Here is a 19,290-nt window from a genome sequence, read left to right as displayed (position 1 = left end):
CCCGGCTAGCATGGGTTCAGTGAGCAACAAGCCCCGCGCGGTCCTCTGGGACATGGATGGAACACTGGTCGACACCGAGCCGTATTGGATGGCGGCCGAGACCGCGCTGGTGGAGTCGTTCGGCGGCAGGTGGTCCCATGAGGACGCCCTGCAGCTCGTGGGCAGCGGCCTCATCGACAGCGCGATCATCCTCCAGGGCGCGGGGGTCGACATGGCTCCGGAGGCGATCGTCTCCCACCTGACGAGTGCCGTGCAGGAGTCGCTGCGGGCCCAGGGCGTGCCCTTCCGGCCTGGCGCCCAGGAGCTTCTCCGTGACCTCCGTACCGCCGGCATCCCGACCGGGCTGGTGACGATGTCGCTGCGTCGGATGGCTCTCGACGTGGTCGGGCTGATCGAGTTCGAGGCCTTCGACATCGTCGTCGCCGGAGACGACGTCGACAACCCCAAGCCGCACCCGGAGCCGTACCTCCAGGCCGCCGCGCTCCTCGACGTGGACATCGCCGAGGTCGTGGTCATCGAGGATTCCCCGACCGGTCTCCGCGCGGGCCTCGCCTCCGGCGCTCTGACGCTCGGCGTGCCTCACATCGTCCCGCTCGACGGCCTCGGTGCCCATGAGCTGTGGCCGACCCTCGACGGCCGTGGTGCCGCCGACCTCGTGGAGCTCTTCGGCTCCCGCGCCGCGTTCACGGAGGCCACCCGATGACGACCACGTCCGCCCCGCGCCCCAGCGGCCCCTTCCGTGAGGGCGACCGCGTGCAGCTCACCGGCCCGAAGGGTCGCCTGCACACCGTGACGCTCCGCGAAGACGGCGAGCTGCACACGCACCACGGGGTCCTCCGGCACCGAGACCTCATCGGGCTCCCCGATGGCTCGGTCGTTGCGAACAGCTCCGGGCACGAGTACCTGGCGCTGCGGCCGCTGCTGCGGGACTTCGCGATGTCGATGCCCCGCGGTGCCGCGATCGTCTACCCGAAGGACGCGGCGCAGATCGTCATGCAGGCCGACATCTTCCCCGGCGCCACCGTGGTCGAGGCCGGAGTCGGTTCGGGCGCCCTGTCGCTGTCGCTGCTGCGAGCCGTCGGCTCTGCCGGACGCCTGCTCTCCTTCGAACGCCGCGAGGATTTCGCCGAGGTCGCCCAGGCGAACGTCGAGACCTTCTTCGGGGAGCGCCCCGACTCCTGGCGGGTCGTCGTCGGAGACCTCGTCGCCGCGCTGCCCGAGGAAGTCGAGCCCGGCACCGTCGACCGGGTCGTCCTCGACATGCTCGCGCCGTGGGAGTGCATCGAGGCGGTCGCGGACGCGCTGACCCCCGGCGGTGTCGTGCTCTGCTACATCGCCACTGCCACACAGCTCTCCCGCGTTGCCGAGTTCATCCGGGGCACCGGCCTCTTCACCGACCCGGAGGCATCCGAGACGATGGTACGCGGCTGGCACGTGGAGGGGCTCGCCGTCCGGCCGGACCACCGCATGGTCGCGCACACCGGCTTCCTGCTCACGGCTCGCCGGCTCGCTCCCGGCGCCGTGGCTCCGTCGGTGAAGCGTCGCGCCTCGAAGAGCAGCTACGGCGACGAGGACGTCGAACTGTGGACGCCGGGCGCGGTGGGTGATCGCGAGATCACGGACAAGAACCTCCGCAAACGTGCCAGGGAGGCCGGGAAGGCGGCCGAAGGCGCGCGGTTGGCCGCGGCATCGCGCGAATCCGAGCACACGACGGAATAGACTGGAGCGCGTGCATAAAACGTCCGCCGTTCTGGCCTCTCTCAGCCTCGCCGCCCTCGCCCTGACGGGGTGCAGCGTGACCGCATCGTCCGCTGACGCCTCGTGCGATCGCGACGGGCACGCCAACGGCATCGACAGTGCCGTCACCGTCACCGGCGATGTCGGGTCCGAGCCGGAGGTCGAGATCTTCGCGCCCGTCCACCTGACGGAGACGTCCTACGCCGACGTCGTGACGGGGGACGGTCGGGCGCTCGTCGACGACGCCCAGCCACTCATCGCCCAGATCTCCATCTACAACGGTGCGACCGGCGAGCAGATCTTCCAGACGACGTACGACGAGGAGAGCACCCGCGCGTCGACGATCGGCTCCTGGGCCACGCAGTCTCCCGGGCTCGCCGACGCCATGGAGTGCGCGACCGGCGGCACCCGCATCGTGGCGGGTCTGACCCCGGAAGACTTCGGCGAGGCGAACCTCAGCGGCTTCGGCATGGGCCAGGACGACATCGCGGTGTTCGTCATCGACGTCGTCGACGCCTTCCTCCCGAAGGCAGAGGGCACCCTGCAGTTCAACGACGCGAAGGGGATGCCGACCGTCGTGCGCGCCGATGACGGCACCCCGGGCATCATCATCCCCGACAGCGCCGCCCCGGACGAGCAGGTCGTCCAGACGCTGATCCGTGGAGATGGCGAGAAGCTGACCGCGGACCAGACGCCGCTCGTCCACTTCACCGCGGTGAGCTGGGACGACAAGTCCGTCCTGCAGAGCACCTGGGGACAGTCCGCCACCGACGGCATCCGACAGATCGCGGCGCCGGTGGCTGACGCGCTCGTCGGGCAGCCGGTCGGCTCCCAGGTCCTCGTCGTGCTCCCCAAGACCGAGACCTCCTCCGCGATGGCCGTCGTGGTCGACATCCTCGGCGTGTCCCCGGTCTCCGCACCCTGATGGCTGCCCGGATCCCTGCCGAAGAGCGCCTGACGAACCTCGTCGTGGCGCTGATGGCGACGGAGATCGGGCTCACCAAGCAGCAGATCCTCGACAACGTCTCCGGCTATCGCCAGCGCGCGGATGCCGGGACACGCTCGGATGCCCTGGAGAAGATGTTCGAACGGGACAAGGACGAGCTCCGTGCGCTCGGCGTCCCGATCGAGACGATCGGCGACGCCGCGGACCCGAACGACCTCCGCGAGGCCAGGTACCGCATCCCGCAGGCGGAATACGACCTGCCAGGAGACATCGAGTTCTCCCCGGCGGAGCTGGCTGTCCTGCGCCTCGCGGGAAGTGTCTGGAGCGCGGAGTCCGTCTCGGGAGACGCGCAGTCCGGAGTGCGGAAGATCCGCGCCCTCGGCATCGACGGCGACGAGCCGATCATCGGCTTCGCGCCGCGCATCACCGCACGCGATGCCGCCTTCGGCCCGCTCCAGGACGCCATCGAACGCCGCAGAGTGGTCACCTTCGACTATCTGAAGCCGGGAGAGGACGCCCCTCGTCGGCGTCGTATCCGCCCGCTCGCGCTGGTGGACTACGAGGCGCGCTGGCACGTGTACGGCGTCGACGTCGACATCGAAGAGGACCGGACGTTCCTGCTGAGCCGCATCGTCGGCGAGGTCGCGGTCAGTGCCACGACGTTCGACCCCGCGCTGCGCGAGGGCGCGGGGGAGCGGGCGCTGAGCGGTCTCGAGCGCGTCGCCGCGGAGAACTCGGCGTTGCTGGAGGTCACACCCGGAACCGAAGCCGCACTGCGCCTGGGCCGACGGGCGACGCCTGCCGCCCAGGGCATCCACGTGCCCTTCGTCGATCTGCACATCCTGGCCGATGAGCTCGCCTCTTATGGACCCGAGGTCCGCGTGGTGGAGCCCGCACCGCTCCGGGACGCGGTGATCAGTCGTCTGCGCGCCGTGGTCGAGGCCCACACAGACGCGGAGGTGCCCGCATGAGCGCCGCGCCCAAGCCCCTCCTCGCGGCGGAGCGTGTACGCCTCTATCTCACGCTCGTCCCGTACCTGCTCGAGCACGGGCAGGTCTCCCTCGCCGAGGCCGCCGAGGAGTTCGGGGTGACCCCGCGGGAGATGCGGGCGATGGTCGAGAAGCTGACTGTCATCGGCCTTCCCGGCGAGGCGGGCTACTGGCAGCAGCCGCAGGAGATGTTCGACATCAACTGGGATCTCCTCGATCTCGAGGACGTCATCGAGATCACGAACGACGTGGCCCTGCGTCGCGTCCCGCGCTTCACGGCGCGTGAGGCCGCGGCCCTGCTCGCCGGCCTGCAGATGGTCGCCGCCGTGCCGGCCGTATCCGACTCCGGTCTCGTCGCCGGCCTCATCTCGAAGCTCTCGCGGGGAGCCGCCGATGCGCCGGCTGATGTCGTCGTCGCCCCGACCGCGGTGGACGAGGTGCGTGAGGTCGTCGCCCGCGGCCTGCAGAACGGGGTGGCCGTCTCGTTCACCTACCAGGCCCCTGACGCCGAGCCCACCACGCGCACCGTGGATCCGGTGCAGATCCTCATCACGAACGGACAGTGGTACCTGCAGGGCTGGTGCCATATGCGCGAGGCGATGCGCACGTTCCACCTCGACCGCGTCAGCGCACCCACCCTCACCGACATCCCCAGCACGCACGGCGGCGACCGGGTGCCGGAGGCGTTCGCGGGGCTGGAGGAGGAGCGGGAGGTCACCGTCCGTGTCCCGGAGCGCCTTGCTCCGCTGCTCAGCGGTTTCGTGCCCGCCGAGACGCTCCGCACCGGAGATGGGATGGTGACGACGCACCTCCACCTCGCGGACCCCCGCGGCATCAAGCGGCTCGCGGCCCGTTTCGGCGGAGCGATGGAGGTCACGGATCCGGGCATCGCGCGGGCTGCCACACGGGAGTGGGCCGCCGCCGGACTCGCGCTCTACCACCGGCCTGATGCCGAGGATTGATCTGTAGACTGGGGCGGAAAGCCCCCCTACGACGGGATTGTCGATATGTTCGCTGGAATGCAAGGCTGGCACCTGCTCATCGTGCTGGCCGTTATCCTCCTTCTCTTCGGCGCTGCCAAGCTGCCGGCTCTCGCGAAGAGCATGGGCCAGTCGGCCCGCGTCTTCAAGGGGGAGATGAAGGCCATGAAGGAAGAGGACGCGAGTCGTGCCGAGTCGGCACCCGCGGAGCCCACGACGGTGAAGGACTCGGGCACCGACCCTGAGACCCCGCCTCGCGCCTGACGGCCGTGGCAGCCATCGAACCGGCCGTGACGCCGACGGCGGAGCGAGATCGGCGGATGTCGCTGGGAGCCCATCTCGTCGAACTGCGGAAGCGCCTCATGTACGCGGCGATCGCTCTCGTCGTCGGCATGGTGGTGGCGTTCCTCATCGCGGATCCGGTGATCCACTTCATCACCGGTCCGATCCGCATCATCTCGGAACAGCGCGGTGATGACTTCAGCGCCTTGAACTTCGGGACAGTGACGTCCGCGTTCGACATGCGCATGCGCATCGCCCTCACGATCGGCCTGTTCCTCTCCGCACCCGTCTGGCTGTGGCAGATCTGGGCTTTCATCATGCCCGGTCTCACCCGCAAGGAGATCCGCTACACGGTCGGCTTCGTCGTCGCCGCGGTGCCCCTGTTCTTCGCGGGGTGCTATCTCGGGGTGCAGATCATGCCGCACGTCATCGAGCTCATGTGGAGCTTCACCCCGGAGGGCGGCACCAACTTCTACTCCGCACAGGAGTACTACGACTTCGTGTTCAAGCTGATGATCGTCATCGGCATCTCGTTCGTCCTCCCCGTCTTCCTCGTCGCGCTCAACCTCGCAGGGGTGATGTCGGGCCGAGCGATCCTGAAGGGGTGGCGGGTGGCCATCCTCATCGCGACCATCTTCGCCGCACTGGCCACGCCCGCGGCGGACGTCGTGAGCATGCTGATGCTGGCCGGCATCCTCATCGTCCTCTTCTTCGCAGCGGCAGGGCTCTCCCTCCTCTTCGACCGGCGCAAGCGCAAGCAGGACACCGCCGCCGGACTCATCCCGGACGCCCCATGAGTTCGCCGTCCGAGCGATACGCGCAGGCGCAGGAGAGCGCGGCGCACCCGGAGACCGCAGCATTCGCCTCGCGCCAGCGCTTCCACCTCGACCCGTTCCAGCTCGCCGGATGCCACGCGCTGGAGAACGGACGCAGCGTTCTCGTGGCAGCCCCCACGGGTGCCGGGAAGACGATCGTGGGGGAGTTCGCCATCCACCTGGCGATGCAGACCGCGACGGACAAAGCCTTCTACACCACGCCGATGAAGGCGCTCTCGAATCAGAAGTTCCGTGAGCTCGTCGACGTCTACGGCGCGGACGACGTCGGTCTGCTGACGGGCGACACGAACATCAACGGCAACGCCCGCATCGTGGTCATGACGACCGAGGTGCTGCGGAACATGATCTATGCCGACTCCGCGACGCTGCGCGACCTGCGCTACGTCGTGATGGACGAGGTCCACTATCTGGCCGACCGCTTCCGTGGTGCCGTGTGGGAAGAGGTCATCATCCACCTACCGCCCCGCGTGCGGCTGGTCTCGCTGAGCGCGACCGTGTCGAACGCCGAGGAGTTCGGCGACTGGCTCGACACCGTGCGCGGAGACACCGAGGTCATCGTCTCCGAGATCCGTCCGGTGCCGCTGGAGCAGCACGTGCTCGTACGCGACGACCTGCTGCCGCTCTTCGACGACCGGGCGGGCATCGCCACGGCCCAGGTGAACCAGGAGCTCATGCGCATCCGTTCGTTCACGGGTTCCACCTACGAGAGCAACCGCCAGGCGCAGTCGTATCGCAGCAATCGCCACGCCGGGCGCCAGGCCGCGCGACCGCCCCGGGGTGGCCGCCGCCCCGTGCGCGCCGCGAACGCGCACCGGATCGAGCGTATGGACCGCCCTGACGTGGTCGAGCTGCTGGAACGGTCGAATCTCCTTCCCGCCATCTTCTTCATCTTCAGCCGCGTGGGCTGCGATGCCGCGGTGCAGCAGGTGCGGCGCTCCGGCCTGCGCCTGACCTCGTCGGAAGAGCGCGCGGAGATCCGGGCCCTCGTCGAGGAACGCACCCGCACGCTGCAGGACGAGGATCTCGGGGTGCTCGGCTACTGGGAGTGGCTGGACAACCTCGAACGGGGCGTGGCCGCCCACCATGCCGGCCTCCTCCCTGCCTTCAAGGAGGTCGTCGAAGAGCTGTTCCGGCGCAAACTGCTCAAAGTCGTCTTCGCGACCGAGACGCTGGCCCTCGGCATCAACATGCCGGCGCGCACGGTCGTGCTGGAGAAGATGGAGAAGTTCAACGGAGAGGCGCGCGTCGCGATCACATCCGGCGAATACACGCAGCTCACGGGCCGCGCCGGGCGCCGCGGCATCGATGTCGAGGGGCACGCGGTCGTGCAGTGGACCGAGGGCATGGACCCGCAGGCCGTCGCCGCCCTCGCATCGCGGCGGACCTACCCGCTCAACTCCAGCTTCCGGCCGACGTACAACATGGCCGTCAACCTGATCGATCTGTTCGGGCAGGCCAGGGCGCGGCAGATCCTGGAGTCGTCGTTCGCCCAGTTCCAGGCCGACCGCGCGGTGGTCGGGCTGGCCCGACAGGTGCGGGAGGCCGAGGAGTCGCTGGCCGGCTACCAGTCGGCGATGGCGTGCGAGCACGGCGACTTCCCGGAGTACGCCGCCATCCGCCGCGAGCTGAGCGATCTCGAGAAGAAGAATCGACAGGACACCCAGGCTCCCCGTGCCGCCCGGGACAAGCGGATGAAGCGCATCCAGACGCTCCGCACGCGGATGCAGCGCCACCCGTGCCATCGGTGCCCCGACCGCGAGAAGCACGCTCGCTGGGCCGAGCGCTACTGGAAGCTCAAGCGGCAGACAGACCGTACGCGGCGTCAGATCGAGACCAGGACGGGAACGGTGGCTCGCGTCTTCGACCGTGTCGTCGAGGTGCTGGAGACGCTGGACTATGTCCGTCGCGATGAGGACGGGATGCACCTGACCGACGCCGGCCGCACGATGCGGCGGATCTACGGTGAGCGCGATCTACTCGTGGCCGAGTCGCTGCGTCAGGGGCTCTGGAAGGGACTGGACGCCCCGTCACTCGCGGCGATGGCGTGCTCCCTCGTGTACGAGCCACGTCGGGACGAAGCCAACGCGGGGGAGCGGGGCCTCCCGCGGGGTGCCTTCCGAGCGGCATACGAGAAGACGACCGCGTTGTGGGCCGAGCTCGACGACCTGGAGCAGGACCACCAGCTGCCGGGAAGCGAGCCGCTGGCCGCGGGACTCGCGGGTGCGATGCACGCGTGGGCGCGGGGCGGCATGCTCGATCGCGTGCTCATCGACGCGGACATGGCGGCCGGTGATTTCGTGCGATGGGCGAAGCAGACCATCGACCTCCTCGATCAGCTGTCCATCGTCGCGGAGGACGCCGCACTCGCACGCACCGCCCGGGCAGCCCTCGACGGTGTGCGCCGTGGCATCGTCGCCTACTCCTCGATGTGAGATCCGCCCGCATGACCGAAGCTCCCGTTCGCCGACGCGCCCTCCTGCCCCTGTGGGCCGCCGTACCCGTCGCCGCCCTGGCTGCGCTGCTCATGGACCTCGCGTTTCCCGAAGCGGCGATCTGGATCCTGGCTTTCCCCGCCACGGGGCTGCTGCTGCTCGCGCTGATCGGCCGACGGGCCGGTGGCGCACTGCTCGTGGGACTGGTCTACGGCATCGTGTTCTTCGCCCTGCTCGTGTCCTGGACGTCTCGATATCTGGGGCCGCTGCCCTGGGCTGCCCTGAGCGTGGTCGAGGGCGCACTCACGGCCGTGGCGCTGATCCCGCTGACCCTCGCCTACCGGTGGCTGCCCCGGGCCTGGCCGGGCACCGCGGGTCGCCTGCTGACCCTCCCGGCGGTCGTTGCGGCGCTGTGGGTAGGGAGGGAGCTGTTTCTCGGCTGGTGGCCATACGGCGGCTTCCCCTGGGCTCGTCTCGGGATGAGTCAGGCGGAGAGCCCGCTCGCGGCGCTCTCTTCCTGGGTGGGCGTCAGCGGGCTGAGCTTCCTCATGGTCTTCCTCGTCGCCATGGTGATCGAGATCGTCCGCACGGGGCTGTGGCGGCGGCCAGTCACGCTCCTCGCGCCGGTCGCACTGGTCCTGATCCTCTTCTTCACCCCGCTCTTCCCGACCATGCCGTCCGGATCGATGCGCATTGCCGCGGTGCAGGGGAACGGGCCGACCGGCTACTTCGACCAGCGCGAACCCTTCGCCGTCGTCCAGGCGCAGACGGAGGCGACCGAGCCCCTCTACGGCGAGGACGTCGATCTTCTCGTCTGGCCGGAGGGCGGGCTGGACACGGATCCCTTTGCGAACTCCGCGATCGCGCGGCGGATGACCCTCGTGGCGAACCGCATCGATGCGCCGCTGCTCGCCAATGCCGCCACCGGTCGGGGCAACCTCTACTACAACACGTCGATGCTGTGGCTGCCGGACGGCACGGCGCCCCAGAAGCACGACAAGCGCCATCCCGTACCCTTCGGCGAGTATGTGCCGGATCGGGCGTTCTTCAACGCCCTCGTCCCCGACCTCATCGGGCTGATCCAGCGCGAGTACACGCCGGGGACCAACCCGCCGATCGTCGAGGTCGACGACGTCCGGGTGGGGCTCGCGATCTGCTTCGACGTGATCTACGACGACGTGATCACGGAGGGACTGTACGACGGCGCCGAGGTCCTGGTCTTCCAGACGAACAACGCCGACTTCCGCGGCACGGACGAGAATCTGCAGCAGCTCGCCTTCGCGCGGATGCGCGCCATCGAGACGGGCCGGAGCGTCGTCAACATCTCCACGGTCGGCACGAGCCAGATCATCCTCCCGGACGGGCGCACGGTCACCAGCCTGGACGCGGATGAGGCCGGAGCGATGCTCGAGGATGTCGAACTCCGCTCCGGCCTCACGGCGGGAATCGTCCTGGGCCCCTGGCTGCAGCAGGTGCTGCTCTGGGGCGGTCTGGGAGCGCTCGGTCTCGGGTGGTGGCGCGCCCGTCGGCGCTAGGCGCCGATCTTCTCTCGGGTGGGGTCCTCGCCGGCACCGCGCCGGGCTCGGATGTAGGCGAGGCGCTCTTCGAGAAGCTCTTCCAGCTCCGCACGGGTGCGACGCTCCATGAGCATGTCCCAGTGGGTGCGGGCGGCCTTCTCGTCGGTGGCCTCGAGGGTGACGGCCTCGCCGTCGACCTTCAGGCGGGCTTCCGCTCCGCAGGAACGGCACTCCCAGGTCTGAGGCGGTTCGGCATCGGCTGCGAACATGAGCGTGGTGTCGTGTCCGCAGGTGTCACAGGTGTAGGTGGTCTCACGGCGCTCCATGAAAACGACGCCCTCTTCGCTCTGTAGGCTCTGGGCGCCGAGTCGGATGCCGCGCAGGCTGCGATCTGCCATTGTGTGGTCCTCTCGTCGCTGTCAGGTATAACGTTCGAGCCTGTGCGCTTCATCCACGTGGGGGCGTTCTGCCCGGTATTCACAGCGGAATCCCAGCGCCGGAGGATAAAGGGCGCTCAGACCGTCCGCAGCGTGGCGACGGCGAGGTCGGCGCGGTCGGTCACGACGCCGTCCACACCGGCGTCGACGAGGCGGCGCATGTCCTCCGCCTCGTTCACCGTCCACACGTGGACCTCGGTGCCGACGCGGTGGGCGGCGCGGAGGAGGGCCGGCGTCAGCACTGTGAGCGCCCCGTGGCGCTCCGGGATCTGCACGGCATCGATCTCCCGCAGCAGCCAGCCGGGGGAGAGGCGCATCGCGGACAGCGTCCGGAGCGCCGCGATCGTCCGGCTCCCGCCCGAGGTGGCGGGCCGGAGCCCGGTGCCGGTCTGTCGCACGGCCTCCACCGTTGCGCGCCGGTTGGCGTCCGAGAAGCTGGTGACCAGGACACGGTGCGTGTGCGCGGCCAGGACGGGCCCCAGGGGAGCCGCAGCGGCCGGCGTCTTCACGTCGATGTTGAAGCGCGTCTCCGGAAACGCGGAGAGCGCCTCGGCCACGGTGAGCAGACCACCGTGCTCCGCGAAGAGCGCGCTCAGCTCCCTTGTCCGGACCTCGTGGACAGGGCGCGGATCGTCCACCAGACGCCGGAGGTCGTGATCGTGGAAGAGCACGACGTCGCCGTCTGCGGTGATCTGGCAGTCCGTCTCGATGTACTCGGCCCCGGCGGCATGAGCAGCGGCGAAGGCGGCCGCCGTGTTCTCCCAGACCCCGGACTCCCGCCCTTCGACGGTCACGAGACCGCGATGGGCCAGGATCCGGGGCTGCTCGGCCTTGACGAAGTACGGGTGGGTCACGCGCCAGCGGGGGGAGTGGACGAACCCGGCCCGGCCTTCGGGGTGAAGGCGGTGCCGATGCCCTTGAGCGCCTCGGTCAGCTCGCTCGGGATGATCCACAGCTTGCTGGACGGGCTCTCGCTGATCTTCGGGAGCATCTGCAGGTACTGGTAGGCGAGCAGCTTGTCGTCCGGAGCGCCCTGGTGGATCGCGGTGAAGACGCTCTGGATCGCCTCCGCCTCACCCTGGGCGCGAAGGACCGCTGCCTGCTTGTCGCCCTCGGCCCGGAGGATCTCCGCCTGACGAAGGCCCTCCGCCTCGAGGATCGCGGACTGCTTCGTCCCCTCGGCGGTCAGGATCGCGGCACGGCGGTCCCGCTCCGCGCGCATCTGCTTCTCCATCGAGTCCTGGATCGAGACGGGCGGGTCGATCGCCTTGAGCTCGACACGGCCCACGCGGATGCCCCACTTGCCGGTCGCCTCGTCGAGGACCACGCGGAGCTGGCCGTTGATGTTGTCGCGGCTCGTGAGCGCCTCTTCGAGGTTCAGACCGCCGACGACGTTGCGGAGCGTCGTGGTGGTGAGCTGCTCCACGGCGCCGAGGTAGTTCGCGATCTCGTAGGTGGCGGCACGGGCGTCGGTCACCTGGAAGTAGACGACCGTGTCGATGGAGACGACGAGGTTGTCCTCGGTGATCACGGGCTGCGGCGGGAAGGAGACCACCTGCTCGCGCATGTCGATCAGCGGCCGCAGACGGTCGATGAAGGGCACGAGGATGTTGAGGCCGGGGGAGAGGGTCTTGTGATACCGGCCGAGTCGTTCCACCACGCCGGCGGTCGCCTGCGGGATGATGCGGATCGCCCGCGCGATCGTGACGATCACGAAGATGATGACCGCGATCACCAGGATCCAGATGATCACGGTCGGGATGATCGATGCGTCGTCCACGCGTGCTCCTAGTCGTTGAGGGGTCGGACGATGGCGGTCGCGCCGTTGATCGCGCTGACGGCGACAGGCGCCCCCGCGGGGATCGCCATCGGGGTGGTGGTTCGGGCGGTCCAGGTGTCGCCGTTCGCGAGCTTCGCCTGGCCGGAGATCTGCGTGATCTCGCTGAGCGCGATGCCGCGGAGGTCGACGAGCGCCTCGACGTTCGAGCGGGTGGGGTCGGCACCGCGGTGCAGTCGGCGCAAGAGGGGCGGCCGCAGGAAGAGGATGAAGAGGGCGGATGCCAAGGCGGCGATCAGGATCTGGATCCAGACCGGGAGCCCGACGAAGTCGGTGACGAGACCGATCACGCTGCCGAAGCTCAGCATCAGGAAGGTGAAGTCGAGGGAGAGCATCTCGATGACGAGGAAGACGGCGATGAGGACGAGCCACCCGATCCATGCCCAGTGGTCGATGAACGTGACGAACGTCGAGAAGTTGTCCATGCGGCCTCCTTTGCCGTCAACGTACCACGCGTGGCGACGCCCGACCGGCCGCCACCGCGCCCCCTTGGTAATCTGTGAGGGCCGTGCGCTCACGGCGTTCCACGCACCATGAGGAGTCACCCGTGACCGACGTTCTTCCCGCAGGATCCCTCGACGGCAAGGTGGCCCTCGTCACCGGCTCATCGCGGGGGATCGGCGCCGACACCGTGCGGTACCTCGCCGAGGCCGGCGCCGACGTCGTCATCAACTACCGGAACAAGGCGCCGCGCGCGGAGAAGCTCGCAGCGCAGCTGCGCGAACTGGGCCGCCGGGCGCTCGTCGTCGGCGCGGACCTCACCGACCCGGCGTCGATCGCCGAGATGTTCGACGCCGTCCGCGCCGAGTACGGGCGTCTCGACGTCCTCGTCCTCAACGCCTCGGGTGGCATGGAGTCGGGGATGGCCGAGGACTACGCCCTGACGCTCAACCGGGACGCGCAGCTCAACGTCCTCAACGCCGCGACCCCGTTGCTGTCGGATGGCGCACGCGTCGTGTTCGTCACCAGCCACCAGGCGCACTTCATCCGCACGACGCCGACGATGCCGGAGTACGAGCCCGTCGCGCTGTCCAAGCGTGCCGGCGAGGACGCGCTGCGGGAACTGATCCCCGGCCTCGCAGAGAAGGGGATCGGCTTCACCGTCGTCTCCGGCGACATGATCGAGGGCACGATCACCGCGACGCTGCTCGAGCGCGCGAACCCCGGGGCGATCGCCGAGCGCCGCGAATCCGCCGGCCGTCTCTACAACGTGTCCGAGTTCGCCGCCGAGGTCGCCAAGGCGGTCATCGACCCCGTCCCCGCGGACAACACCCGCCTCGTCGGCGACGTGAGCGCCTTCGCCGCGGAATAGTCGTCCGACGCCACGACGCCCCGGACCTGCTCGGCAGGTCCGGGGCGTCGTGCGTATCCGAGATCAGACGGCGGCAGCGCCCGTGGTGAACGCCTTCTCATCCTTGCCCAGCGTGATCGCGCGGATGATCTGCACGATACCGAGCACGACGAGCGAGATGCCCAGGAGCAGCCACAGCGCGAATCCGGCGATGACCGGCGAGAAGAGGACGATGATTCCGGCGATGATGCTGAGGATGGCGTAGATCACGGTCCACACTCGCGACCCATCGCTGCCGAGCAGCGAGAGCGCCACGACGCCGTCGACGATCCAGCTCACGCCGATGAAGATCACGACGACCAGCGCGAGGGTGGCGGCGGCGACGTTCAGGTTGAAGAACGCGATGACGCCGGCGACGATGTAGAGCAAGCCGAGGACGATGTGGCCGACGCGAGACCAGCCGCCCTTGGCGCGGGAGAAGATGCGGAGGCCGATGTAGACGACTCCCGCGATGATCAGGTACGACGCGAAGATCGCCGTCACGATAACGGCGGACTTCACCGGCCAGACGAGCAACGCGATACCCGCGAGCAGGGCGAGCACGCCGGAGACCGCGAGAGCGACGCGGATTGACTTGAAGAAAGACTTCGTTTCTGCGACTGCTTCAGACATGACGGGGAACCCCTTCTGAGAGAATCCTGTGAGGATGCCCCCAGGGTAGCGCCGGAAGTCCGACAGCGGGGGAGGAGCGGCTCCGCGCGTCGCGGATGGTCATTCCCCGTCTTCCGGCGTCATGGCAGGATCATCACGTGACACCGGTGGATGACGCTCGACTGCGGGAGCTGGTCGTGATGCGGAAGGTTCGCGACCGCATCGATCGGGAGTACGCGAAGCCCCTGGACGTCGAGGCCCTGGCGCGGGGCGTGCACATGTCCGCCGGCCACCTCAGTCGGCGGTTCCGCGAGACCTACGGCGAATCCCCGTACTCCTATCTCATGACCCGCCGCATCGAACGCGCCATGGCGCTGCTGCGTCGCGGCGACCTCAGCGTCACCGAGGTGTGCTTCGCCGTGGGCTGCTCCTCGCTGGGAACGTTCAGCACCCGGTTCTCGGAGCTGGTCGGTGTCCCACCCAGCGTGTACCGTGAACGCGCCGCGAACGTCGAGGGCATCCCGTCGTTCCAGGCGAAGCAGGTCACCCGACCGATCAGGAATCGAGAAGCGCCGCGCCCCGAGGCGCACCTAACGTGAGCATCATGAACATCAGCATCCACTACGCCTTCCTCCCGCACACCGACGCCGAAGCGGCGCTCGGCTTCTACCGCGACGCCCTCGGCTTCGAGGTGCGCAGCGACGTCGGCTATGACGGCCTGCGCTGGCTCACCCTCGGCCCCGCAGGCCAGCCGGAGACCTCGATCGTGCTCCACCCGCCGGCCACCGACCCCGGCATCACCGACGCCGAACGGCAGACGATCCTGGAGCTCATCGCGAAGGGCAGCTATGGCGCTCTGACACTCGCGAGCGACGACCTGGACGCCCTGTTCGACCGTCTGGTCGCGGAGGGGGCGGACGTGGTCCAGGAACCCATGGATCAGCCCTACGGTGTGCGCGACTGCGCGTTCCGCGACCCCGCGGGCAACCTGCTCCGCATCAACCAGGCCGCCTGACGGCCCCACCACCACGAAGGACGCCGCATGACCGCTGCCGAGCACCCCGCGGACACCCACGATCTCATCCGTGTGCAGGGCGCGCGCGAGAACAATCTCAAGGACGTGAGCGTCGACATCCCGAAACGACGCCTCACGGTGTTCACCGGGGTCTCGGGTTCCGGGAAGAGCTCTCTCGTCTTCGACACGATCGCCGCCGAATCGCGCCGGATGATCGACGAGACGTACAGCGCCTTCGTGCAGGGCTTCATGCCGTCCGTCCCTCGACCCGACGTCGACGTGCTGGAAGGCCTCACCACGGCGATCATCGTGGACCAGGAGCGCCTCGGCGCGAATCCGCGGTCCACCGTCGGCACGGTGACGGATGCCAATGCGATGCTCCGCATCCTGTTCAGCAAGCTCGGACAGCCCTACATCGGCGGGCCGACGGCGTTCTCGTTCAACATCCCGACGCAGAAGGCCAGCGGAGTGATGACCGGGCCGGGCGGGGAGAAGAAGATCGTGAAGGACGCGATCTACCTCGGCGGCATGTGCCCGCGATGTGAGGGCAGGGGAGTGGTGTCCGATCTCGACCTCTCGCAGATCGTCGATGAGTCCAAGTCCCTCGACGAGGGCGCGATCATGGTGCCCGGATACACCGCCGACGGCTGGATGGTGAAGGGGTTCTCGCAGTCCGGGTTCTACCCGCCGGACAAGCCCATCGCGTCGTTCACCGACAAGCAGCGTCACCTCTTCCTCTACGGCGAGGTCACGAAGGTCAAGATCTCCGGTATCAACATGACCTACGAGGGCCTGATCCCGAAGATCACGAAGTCCATGCTCTCCAAAGACCTCGACGCGCTGCAGCCGCACATCCGCGCGTTCGTCGAGCGGGTGGCCACCTTCGCGGTGTGCCCGGAGTGCGACGGCACGCGCCTCACCGAAGGTGCGCGATCGTCGAAGATCGACGGCGTGAGCATCGCCGACGCCTGCCGCATGCAGGTGACGGATCTCGCCGCGTGGGTCCGGGGGCTCGACCTCCCGGGTGCCGGGCCGCTGCTCCAGGCGCTGAGTGCCAACCTCGACGCCTTCGTGACCCTCGGCCTGGGGTATCTGAGCCTGGACCGGCCATCGGGAACGCTGTCCGGGGGAGAGGCGCAGCGGATCAAGATGCTGCGGCACCTCGGCTCCTCGCTGACCGATGTCACCTACGTGTTCGACGAGCCGACCATCGGGCTGCACCCGCACGACATCCAGCGCATGAACGGGCTGCTGCTGCGCCTGCGCGACAAGGGGAACACGGTGCTCGTCGTCGAGCACAAGCCGGAGACCATCGCGATCGGCGATCATGTCGTGGATCTGGGTCCGGGTGCCGGAAGCGCCGGGGGAGAGATCTGCTATCAGGGGAGCGTCGAGGGTCTCACGGCCAGTGGAACACTGACGGGGCAGCACCTCGACGACCGTGCACAGCTCAAGGACGCCGTGCGTGACCGCACCGGCGCGATCGAAGTCCGCGGCGCCTCCACGAACAACCTCCAGAACGTGGACGTCGACATTCCGACCGGTGTCCTGACCGTGGTCACCGGTGTCGCCGGCTCGGGTAAGAGCTCGCTCATCCACGGTTCGGTGACCGGACGCGAGGGCGTGGTGGCGATCGACCAGTCCGCCATCAAGGGCTCGCGTCGCAGCAATCCCGCGACCTACACGGGGCTGCTCGAGCCCATCCGCAAGGCCTTCGCGAAGGCGAATGGCGTGAAGCCCGCCCTGTTCAGCGCGAACTCCGAGGGCGCGTGTCCCACGTGCAAGGGCGCCGGTGTCATCATCACCGAGCTCGGGTTCATGGACACGATCGAGACCCCATGTGAGGACTGCGGCGGTAAGCGCTTCCAGGCGGCGGTGCTGGAGTACAAGCTCGGCGGCAAGGACATCACCGAGGTGCTCGACCTTCCGGTGTCCGAGGCCCGCGTATTCTTCAGCGAGGGCGAGGCGAAGCTCCCGGCCGCGGCCGCCATCCTCGGACGCCTGGAAGACGTGGGGCTCGGCTACCTGTCGCTCGGACAGCCGTTGTCGACCCTGTCGGGCGGTGAGCGCCAGCGCATCAAGCTCGCGATCCAGATGGGCGAGAAGGGCGACGTCTACGTGTTGGACGAGCCGACGACCGGCCTGCATCTCGCCGACGTGGACACGATCCTCGGTCTGTTGGATCGTCTTGTCGACGCGGGCAAGACGGTGGTCGTGATCGAGCATCATCAGGCGGTCATGGCGCACGCCGATTGGATCATCGACGTCGGACCGGGAGCCGGCCACGACGGTGGTCGCATCGTGTTCCAGGGAACGCCTGCCGAGCTCGTCGCAGACGGGTCGACGCTGACGGGTGAGCATCTCGCGGCGTACGTCAACGCTTGATACAGGGCCGCGCTGGCGGCTTCTCCATCCTCTCTGGTCCCGCGAGACCCTGTATGCGGATTATGCGCTGATGTCGGTTGCAGATCACAAGGATCGTTCGATCCTCGGTTGTGCTCGGATGCGGGGGCCGTCCGGTCCTTGGATACGATCCTTGGATGAGGGCTTTGCGGGTCGTGTTGAGCGTGTGTCTGCTGGCCATGATGATGGCTTCCTGCTCGCCCCACAATAATGCCTCGGGCCCGATCGTGGTCGCCATGATCGACACGGGCATCGCCGAGAACTCTGTGACAGAGTTACGCGATTACACGATCGAAAATCAAACCGAACCGGTGAGCGGCGAGCACGGCACGATGATGGCCTCTGTGTTGCTAGGGGTGAATGATGAAGGGGCAGAAGCACTCCCGCCCGACCGGGTTGTGCTCGTGAGCTACGACATAGGTGAGAACGCCACTGCGACCGGTCTTGCGGAAGCAATTGAGGCGGCGGTCGACAGACGTGTCGACGTGATTTCAATCAGCATGGGCGTGCGCCAGGACTCCTCGCGTCTCCGAGAGGCTGTTCGCATCGCGGGGGAGGCGGGGATCCCCATCATTGCCGCCGCAGGCAACGTGCGGTTCCTGGCGTCTGATTTTCCTGCCCGATGCTCAAGCGTTGTCTCCGTGTCGGCGGTTGACTCCGCAGGGGAGTGGTGGTCCGATGCTGCGCGTCGCGAGGTCGATGCCGTGGCGGACGGGGTGGACGTCAGCGTTCTCGCTCCTAACGGCGAGGTTCGCGTTGAATCAGGCACCTCGATCTCGACCGCGGCCGTCACCCACCAACTAGTGAGTGCTCTCATCGCGGGAGAGATCGACAGCGTCCATGACTTTCGTTTCCCGCAGCCGCCGGACGGGAACGACTGACCCGCGCTCTGCCACTTCCCGTGGTGAGTTCCACGTCATTTTTGTAGGCAGAGCGATGCAGCGCCGACAGATGTGCTACTTTCCGCTCAACAACCGGAGGAGGAATACATGTCAAGACGTTTCTTGGTGGCCGTCGCGGCTGCCGCTGCGCTGGTCGCCAGTGTCTTGGTGGCGCCAGCGGCAACTGCGGACGAGACCCCGGACGATCAGACGACAGCCATACAAGGTGAGTACGAAGGTCTCGAACCAGAAGAGATACTCGAGCAGGGCCTCGCAGAAGAGGGTCTTGATCTGGAGGCGGTCGAGGTCGGGACTGACGGCGTCGAGCTCGAAGCTGCAGCCTCGGAGCCCAACAGCGACTTTTCGTTCTCGCTGGAGCTGGAGCCGGGACAGTCGTTCGGTCAGGTGACCTTCACCGATCGCATCGACGGCGAACTGGTGACGGAAACGTATGACATATCGATTCAGGAATCCACCGTCGAGGAAACGAGCTTCACGCTGACGGAGCCCAGTTCGGGGGAGACCTACAACTACGACTCGGCCAACGTCAACCCGTCTATCGCATTCGTCATCCCCATTGCGTTCGCCGCGATCTCGCTGGGCACAGCGCTCACCTACCTGGCCATCGGCGCTGCCATCATCATTGGTGGCGTCCTAGCGCTTGAAGCTGCGAAGGCGGTCTCCAAAATCATCGCCGATAACAACCGCCGCTCAAGCAGCCAGAAGCGCGACTACTACATCGCGGTCCGCTCAGGCAGCAAGGTGTATATCAGCCCAACCGGCCTCACGTCCGCTCAGGCTCAGGCCCGGGGGCGCACGGGCGGCGATGTCTGGGCCATCTCGAGCACCAAGGCGAAGTCGCTCGCGAAGCTGCTCAATCCGTCGGGCAATCCCGTCGGTGCGGAGAAGCATGGAACAGGCTACCTGTGGCACTACCACCCGTACCGACACGCTCCAAACATGCACTCGTTCTATGGCTCTCCGTCCTAGCCGGTAGGGTCTGGTGGGTCGGCGCCGAACGAATTCAGGCGCCGACCCAAGCACCGTTGGAGAACA

General features: G+C 67.9%; 20 protein-coding genes. 15 read left to right on the top strand and 5 right to left on the bottom strand.

What is annotated here, in order from left to right; translation table 11 throughout:
- Nucleotides 1-19: 19 nt before the first annotated feature.
- From ACIGJI_RS01500 to lnt, 9 genes are read left to right on the top strand one after another with little or no spacing between them, the layout of a single operon-like run.
- Nucleotides 20-703: an HAD family phosphatase gene (locus tag ACIGJI_RS01500; protein WP_292795163.1), complete on the top strand. Its 684-nt coding sequence runs from the start codon at nucleotides 20-22 to the stop codon at nucleotides 701-703.
- Entirely contained in the window at nucleotides 700-1,719 is a 1,020-nt protein-coding gene (locus ACIGJI_RS01495; RefSeq protein WP_259951532.1) for a tRNA (adenine-N1)-methyltransferase, read from the top strand. The genes ACIGJI_RS01500 and ACIGJI_RS01495 overlap by 4 nt, the downstream gene beginning before the upstream one ends.
- Before the next feature lie 10 nt (nucleotides 1,720-1,729).
- Nucleotides 1,730-2,662: a hypothetical protein gene (locus ACIGJI_RS01490; protein ID WP_363444012.1), complete on the top strand. Its 933-nt coding sequence runs from the start codon at nucleotides 1,730-1,732 to the stop codon at nucleotides 2,660-2,662.
- Nucleotides 2,662-3,654: a WYL domain-containing protein gene (locus ACIGJI_RS01485; protein ID WP_366243668.1), complete on the top strand. Its 993-nt coding sequence runs from the start codon at nucleotides 2,662-2,664 to the stop codon at nucleotides 3,652-3,654. The genes ACIGJI_RS01490 and ACIGJI_RS01485 overlap by 1 nt, the downstream gene beginning before the upstream one ends.
- Nucleotides 3,651-4,634, top strand: coding sequence for a WYL domain-containing protein (locus tag ACIGJI_RS01480; RefSeq protein ID WP_363444009.1), 984 nt, complete (start codon nucleotides 3,651-3,653; stop codon nucleotides 4,632-4,634). Before ACIGJI_RS01485 ends, ACIGJI_RS01480 begins: the two co-directional genes overlap by 4 nt.
- A 45-nt stretch (nucleotides 4,635-4,679) precedes the next feature.
- Nucleotides 4,680-4,916, top strand: coding sequence for a Sec-independent protein translocase subunit TatA (gene tatA / locus ACIGJI_RS01475; RefSeq protein WP_101845779.1), 237 nt, complete (start codon nucleotides 4,680-4,682; stop codon nucleotides 4,914-4,916).
- A 56-nt stretch (nucleotides 4,917-4,972) separates the two neighbouring features.
- The gene (gene tatC / locus ACIGJI_RS01470) at nucleotides 4,973-5,731 is read left to right on the top strand and encodes a twin-arginine translocase subunit TatC (protein ID WP_259951710.1); all 759 of its coding nucleotides are present in this window, start codon (nucleotides 4,973-4,975) and stop codon (nucleotides 5,729-5,731) included.
- Nucleotides 5,728-8,202, top strand: coding sequence for a DEAD/DEAH box helicase (locus ACIGJI_RS01465; protein ID WP_363444006.1), 2,475 nt, complete (start codon nucleotides 5,728-5,730; stop codon nucleotides 8,200-8,202). The genes tatC and ACIGJI_RS01465 overlap by 4 nt, the downstream gene beginning before the upstream one ends.
- 11 nt (nucleotides 8,203-8,213) lie before the next feature.
- The gene (gene lnt / locus ACIGJI_RS01460) at nucleotides 8,214-9,737 is read left to right on the top strand and encodes an apolipoprotein N-acyltransferase (RefSeq protein ID WP_363444003.1); all 1,524 of its coding nucleotides are present in this window, start codon (nucleotides 8,214-8,216) and stop codon (nucleotides 9,735-9,737) included.
- Here lnt and ACIGJI_RS01455 read toward each other — a convergent pair.
- The 4 genes from ACIGJI_RS01455 to ACIGJI_RS01440 form a co-directional block, all read right to left on the bottom strand.
- Nucleotides 9,734-10,117, bottom strand: a complete 384-nt coding sequence (locus tag ACIGJI_RS01455; RefSeq protein ID WP_060921636.1) for an RNA polymerase-binding protein RbpA — start codon at nucleotides 10,115-10,117, stop codon at nucleotides 9,734-9,736. The genes lnt and ACIGJI_RS01455 overlap by 4 nt on opposite strands.
- A gap of 116 nt (nucleotides 10,118-10,233) precedes the next feature.
- Nucleotides 10,234-11,010: a glycerophosphodiester phosphodiesterase family protein gene (locus ACIGJI_RS01450; RefSeq protein WP_366243665.1), complete on the bottom strand. Its 777-nt coding sequence runs from the start codon at nucleotides 11,008-11,010 to the stop codon at nucleotides 10,234-10,236.
- Nucleotides 11,007-11,936, bottom strand: coding sequence for an SPFH domain-containing protein (locus ACIGJI_RS01445; RefSeq protein ID WP_363443999.1), 930 nt, complete (start codon nucleotides 11,934-11,936; stop codon nucleotides 11,007-11,009). Before ACIGJI_RS01445 ends, ACIGJI_RS01450 begins: the two co-directional genes overlap by 4 nt.
- An 8-nt stretch (nucleotides 11,937-11,944) precedes the next feature.
- Nucleotides 11,945-12,418 carry an NfeD family protein gene (locus ACIGJI_RS01440; RefSeq protein ID WP_025103445.1) on the bottom strand — a complete coding sequence of 158 codons (474 nt, stop codon included), beginning with the start codon at nucleotides 12,416-12,418 and terminating at the stop codon, nucleotides 11,945-11,947.
- A 122-nt stretch (nucleotides 12,419-12,540) separates the two neighbouring features.
- Between ACIGJI_RS01440 and ACIGJI_RS01435 the strand changes: the two genes are divergently transcribed.
- Nucleotides 12,541-13,305 carry an SDR family oxidoreductase gene (locus ACIGJI_RS01435; RefSeq protein ID WP_259951525.1) on the top strand — a complete coding sequence of 255 codons (765 nt, stop codon included), beginning with the start codon at nucleotides 12,541-12,543 and terminating at the stop codon, nucleotides 13,303-13,305.
- Nucleotides 13,306-13,368: 63 nt separating this feature from the next.
- Here ACIGJI_RS01435 and ACIGJI_RS01430 read toward each other — a convergent pair whose 3' ends face one another.
- Nucleotides 13,369-13,956, bottom strand: coding sequence for a DUF308 domain-containing protein (locus ACIGJI_RS01430; RefSeq protein ID WP_363443996.1), 588 nt, complete (start codon nucleotides 13,954-13,956; stop codon nucleotides 13,369-13,371).
- A 179-nt stretch (nucleotides 13,957-14,135) separates the two neighbouring features.
- On the opposite strand from ACIGJI_RS01430, the gene ACIGJI_RS01425 reads away from it, so the two are divergent.
- The 5 genes from ACIGJI_RS01425 to ACIGJI_RS01405 all read left to right on the top strand — a co-directional run bounded on the left by ACIGJI_RS01425 (nucleotide 14,136) and on the right by ACIGJI_RS01405 (nucleotide 19,224).
- On the top strand, nucleotides 14,136-14,534 hold the full coding sequence (locus tag ACIGJI_RS01425; RefSeq protein WP_259954888.1) for a helix-turn-helix transcriptional regulator: 399 nt from the start codon (nucleotides 14,136-14,138) through the stop codon (nucleotides 14,532-14,534).
- Nucleotides 14,535-14,539: 5 nt separating this feature from the next.
- Nucleotides 14,540-14,950, top strand: coding sequence for a VOC family protein (locus tag ACIGJI_RS01420; RefSeq protein ID WP_363443993.1), 411 nt, complete (start codon nucleotides 14,540-14,542; stop codon nucleotides 14,948-14,950).
- Between the two features lie 27 nt (nucleotides 14,951-14,977).
- Nucleotides 14,978-17,335, top strand: coding sequence for an excinuclease ABC subunit UvrA (locus tag ACIGJI_RS01415; protein ID WP_363443990.1), 2,358 nt, complete (start codon nucleotides 14,978-14,980; stop codon nucleotides 17,333-17,335).
- 155 nt (nucleotides 17,336-17,490) lie between these two features.
- The gene (locus ACIGJI_RS01410; protein WP_363443987.1) at nucleotides 17,491-18,234 is read left to right on the top strand and encodes a S8 family serine peptidase; all 744 of its coding nucleotides are present in this window, start codon (nucleotides 17,491-17,493) and stop codon (nucleotides 18,232-18,234) included.
- Between the two features lie 108 nt (nucleotides 18,235-18,342).
- Nucleotides 18,343-19,224, top strand: coding sequence for a hypothetical protein (locus ACIGJI_RS01405; protein ID WP_363443984.1), 882 nt, complete (start codon nucleotides 18,343-18,345; stop codon nucleotides 19,222-19,224).
- Nucleotides 19,225-19,290: the final 66 nt, after the last annotated feature.

The organism is Microbacterium sp. NPDC064978, from assembly GCF_044543605.1.
Taxonomy (GTDB): Bacteria; Actinomycetota; Actinomycetes; order Actinomycetales; family Microbacteriaceae; genus Microbacterium; species Microbacterium meiriae.
This window is presented reverse-complemented; position numbering and strand designations above follow the sequence as displayed.

What these genes read in the sequence shown, in the direction of transcription:
- ACIGJI_RS01495 (WP_259951532.1), top strand. Translation starts at nt 700, where the DNA reads ATGACGACCACGTCCGCCCCGCGCCCCAGCGGCCCCTTCCGTGAGGGC.
- ACIGJI_RS01485 (WP_366243668.1), top strand. Translation starts at nt 2,662, where the DNA reads ATGGCTGCCCGGATCCCTGCCGAAGAGCGCCTGACGAACCTCGTCGTG.
- ACIGJI_RS01480 (WP_363444009.1), top strand. Translation starts at nt 3,651, where the DNA reads ATGAGCGCCGCGCCCAAGCCCCTCCTCGCGGCGGAGCGTGTACGCCTC.
- tatA (WP_101845779.1), top strand. Translation starts at nt 4,680, where the DNA reads ATGTTCGCTGGAATGCAAGGCTGGCACCTGCTCATCGTGCTGGCCGTT.
- tatC (WP_259951710.1), top strand. Translation starts at nt 4,973, where the DNA reads ATGTCGCTGGGAGCCCATCTCGTCGAACTGCGGAAGCGCCTCATGTAC.
- ACIGJI_RS01465 (WP_363444006.1), top strand. Translation starts at nt 5,728, where the DNA reads ATGAGTTCGCCGTCCGAGCGATACGCGCAGGCGCAGGAGAGCGCGGCG.
- lnt (WP_363444003.1), top strand. Translation starts at nt 8,214, where the DNA reads ATGACCGAAGCTCCCGTTCGCCGACGCGCCCTCCTGCCCCTGTGGGCC.
- ACIGJI_RS01455 (WP_060921636.1), bottom strand. Translation starts at nt 10,117, where the DNA reads ATGGCAGATCGCAGCCTGCGCGGCATCCGACTCGGCGCCCAGAGCCTA.
- ACIGJI_RS01440 (WP_025103445.1), bottom strand. Translation starts at nt 12,418, where the DNA reads ATGGACAACTTCTCGACGTTCGTCACGTTCATCGACCACTGGGCATGG.
- ACIGJI_RS01430 (WP_363443996.1), bottom strand. Translation starts at nt 13,956, where the DNA reads ATGTCTGAAGCAGTCGCAGAAACGAAGTCTTTCTTCAAGTCAATCCGC.
- ACIGJI_RS01425 (WP_259954888.1), top strand. Translation starts at nt 14,136, where the DNA reads ATGCGGAAGGTTCGCGACCGCATCGATCGGGAGTACGCGAAGCCCCTG.
- ACIGJI_RS01420 (WP_363443993.1), top strand. Translation starts at nt 14,540, where the DNA reads ATGAACATCAGCATCCACTACGCCTTCCTCCCGCACACCGACGCCGAA.
- ACIGJI_RS01415 (WP_363443990.1), top strand. Translation starts at nt 14,978, where the DNA reads ATGACCGCTGCCGAGCACCCCGCGGACACCCACGATCTCATCCGTGTG.
- ACIGJI_RS01410 (WP_363443987.1), top strand. Translation starts at nt 17,491, where the DNA reads ATGAGGGCTTTGCGGGTCGTGTTGAGCGTGTGTCTGCTGGCCATGATG.
- ACIGJI_RS01405 (WP_363443984.1), top strand. Translation starts at nt 18,343, where the DNA reads ATGTCAAGACGTTTCTTGGTGGCCGTCGCGGCTGCCGCTGCGCTGGTC.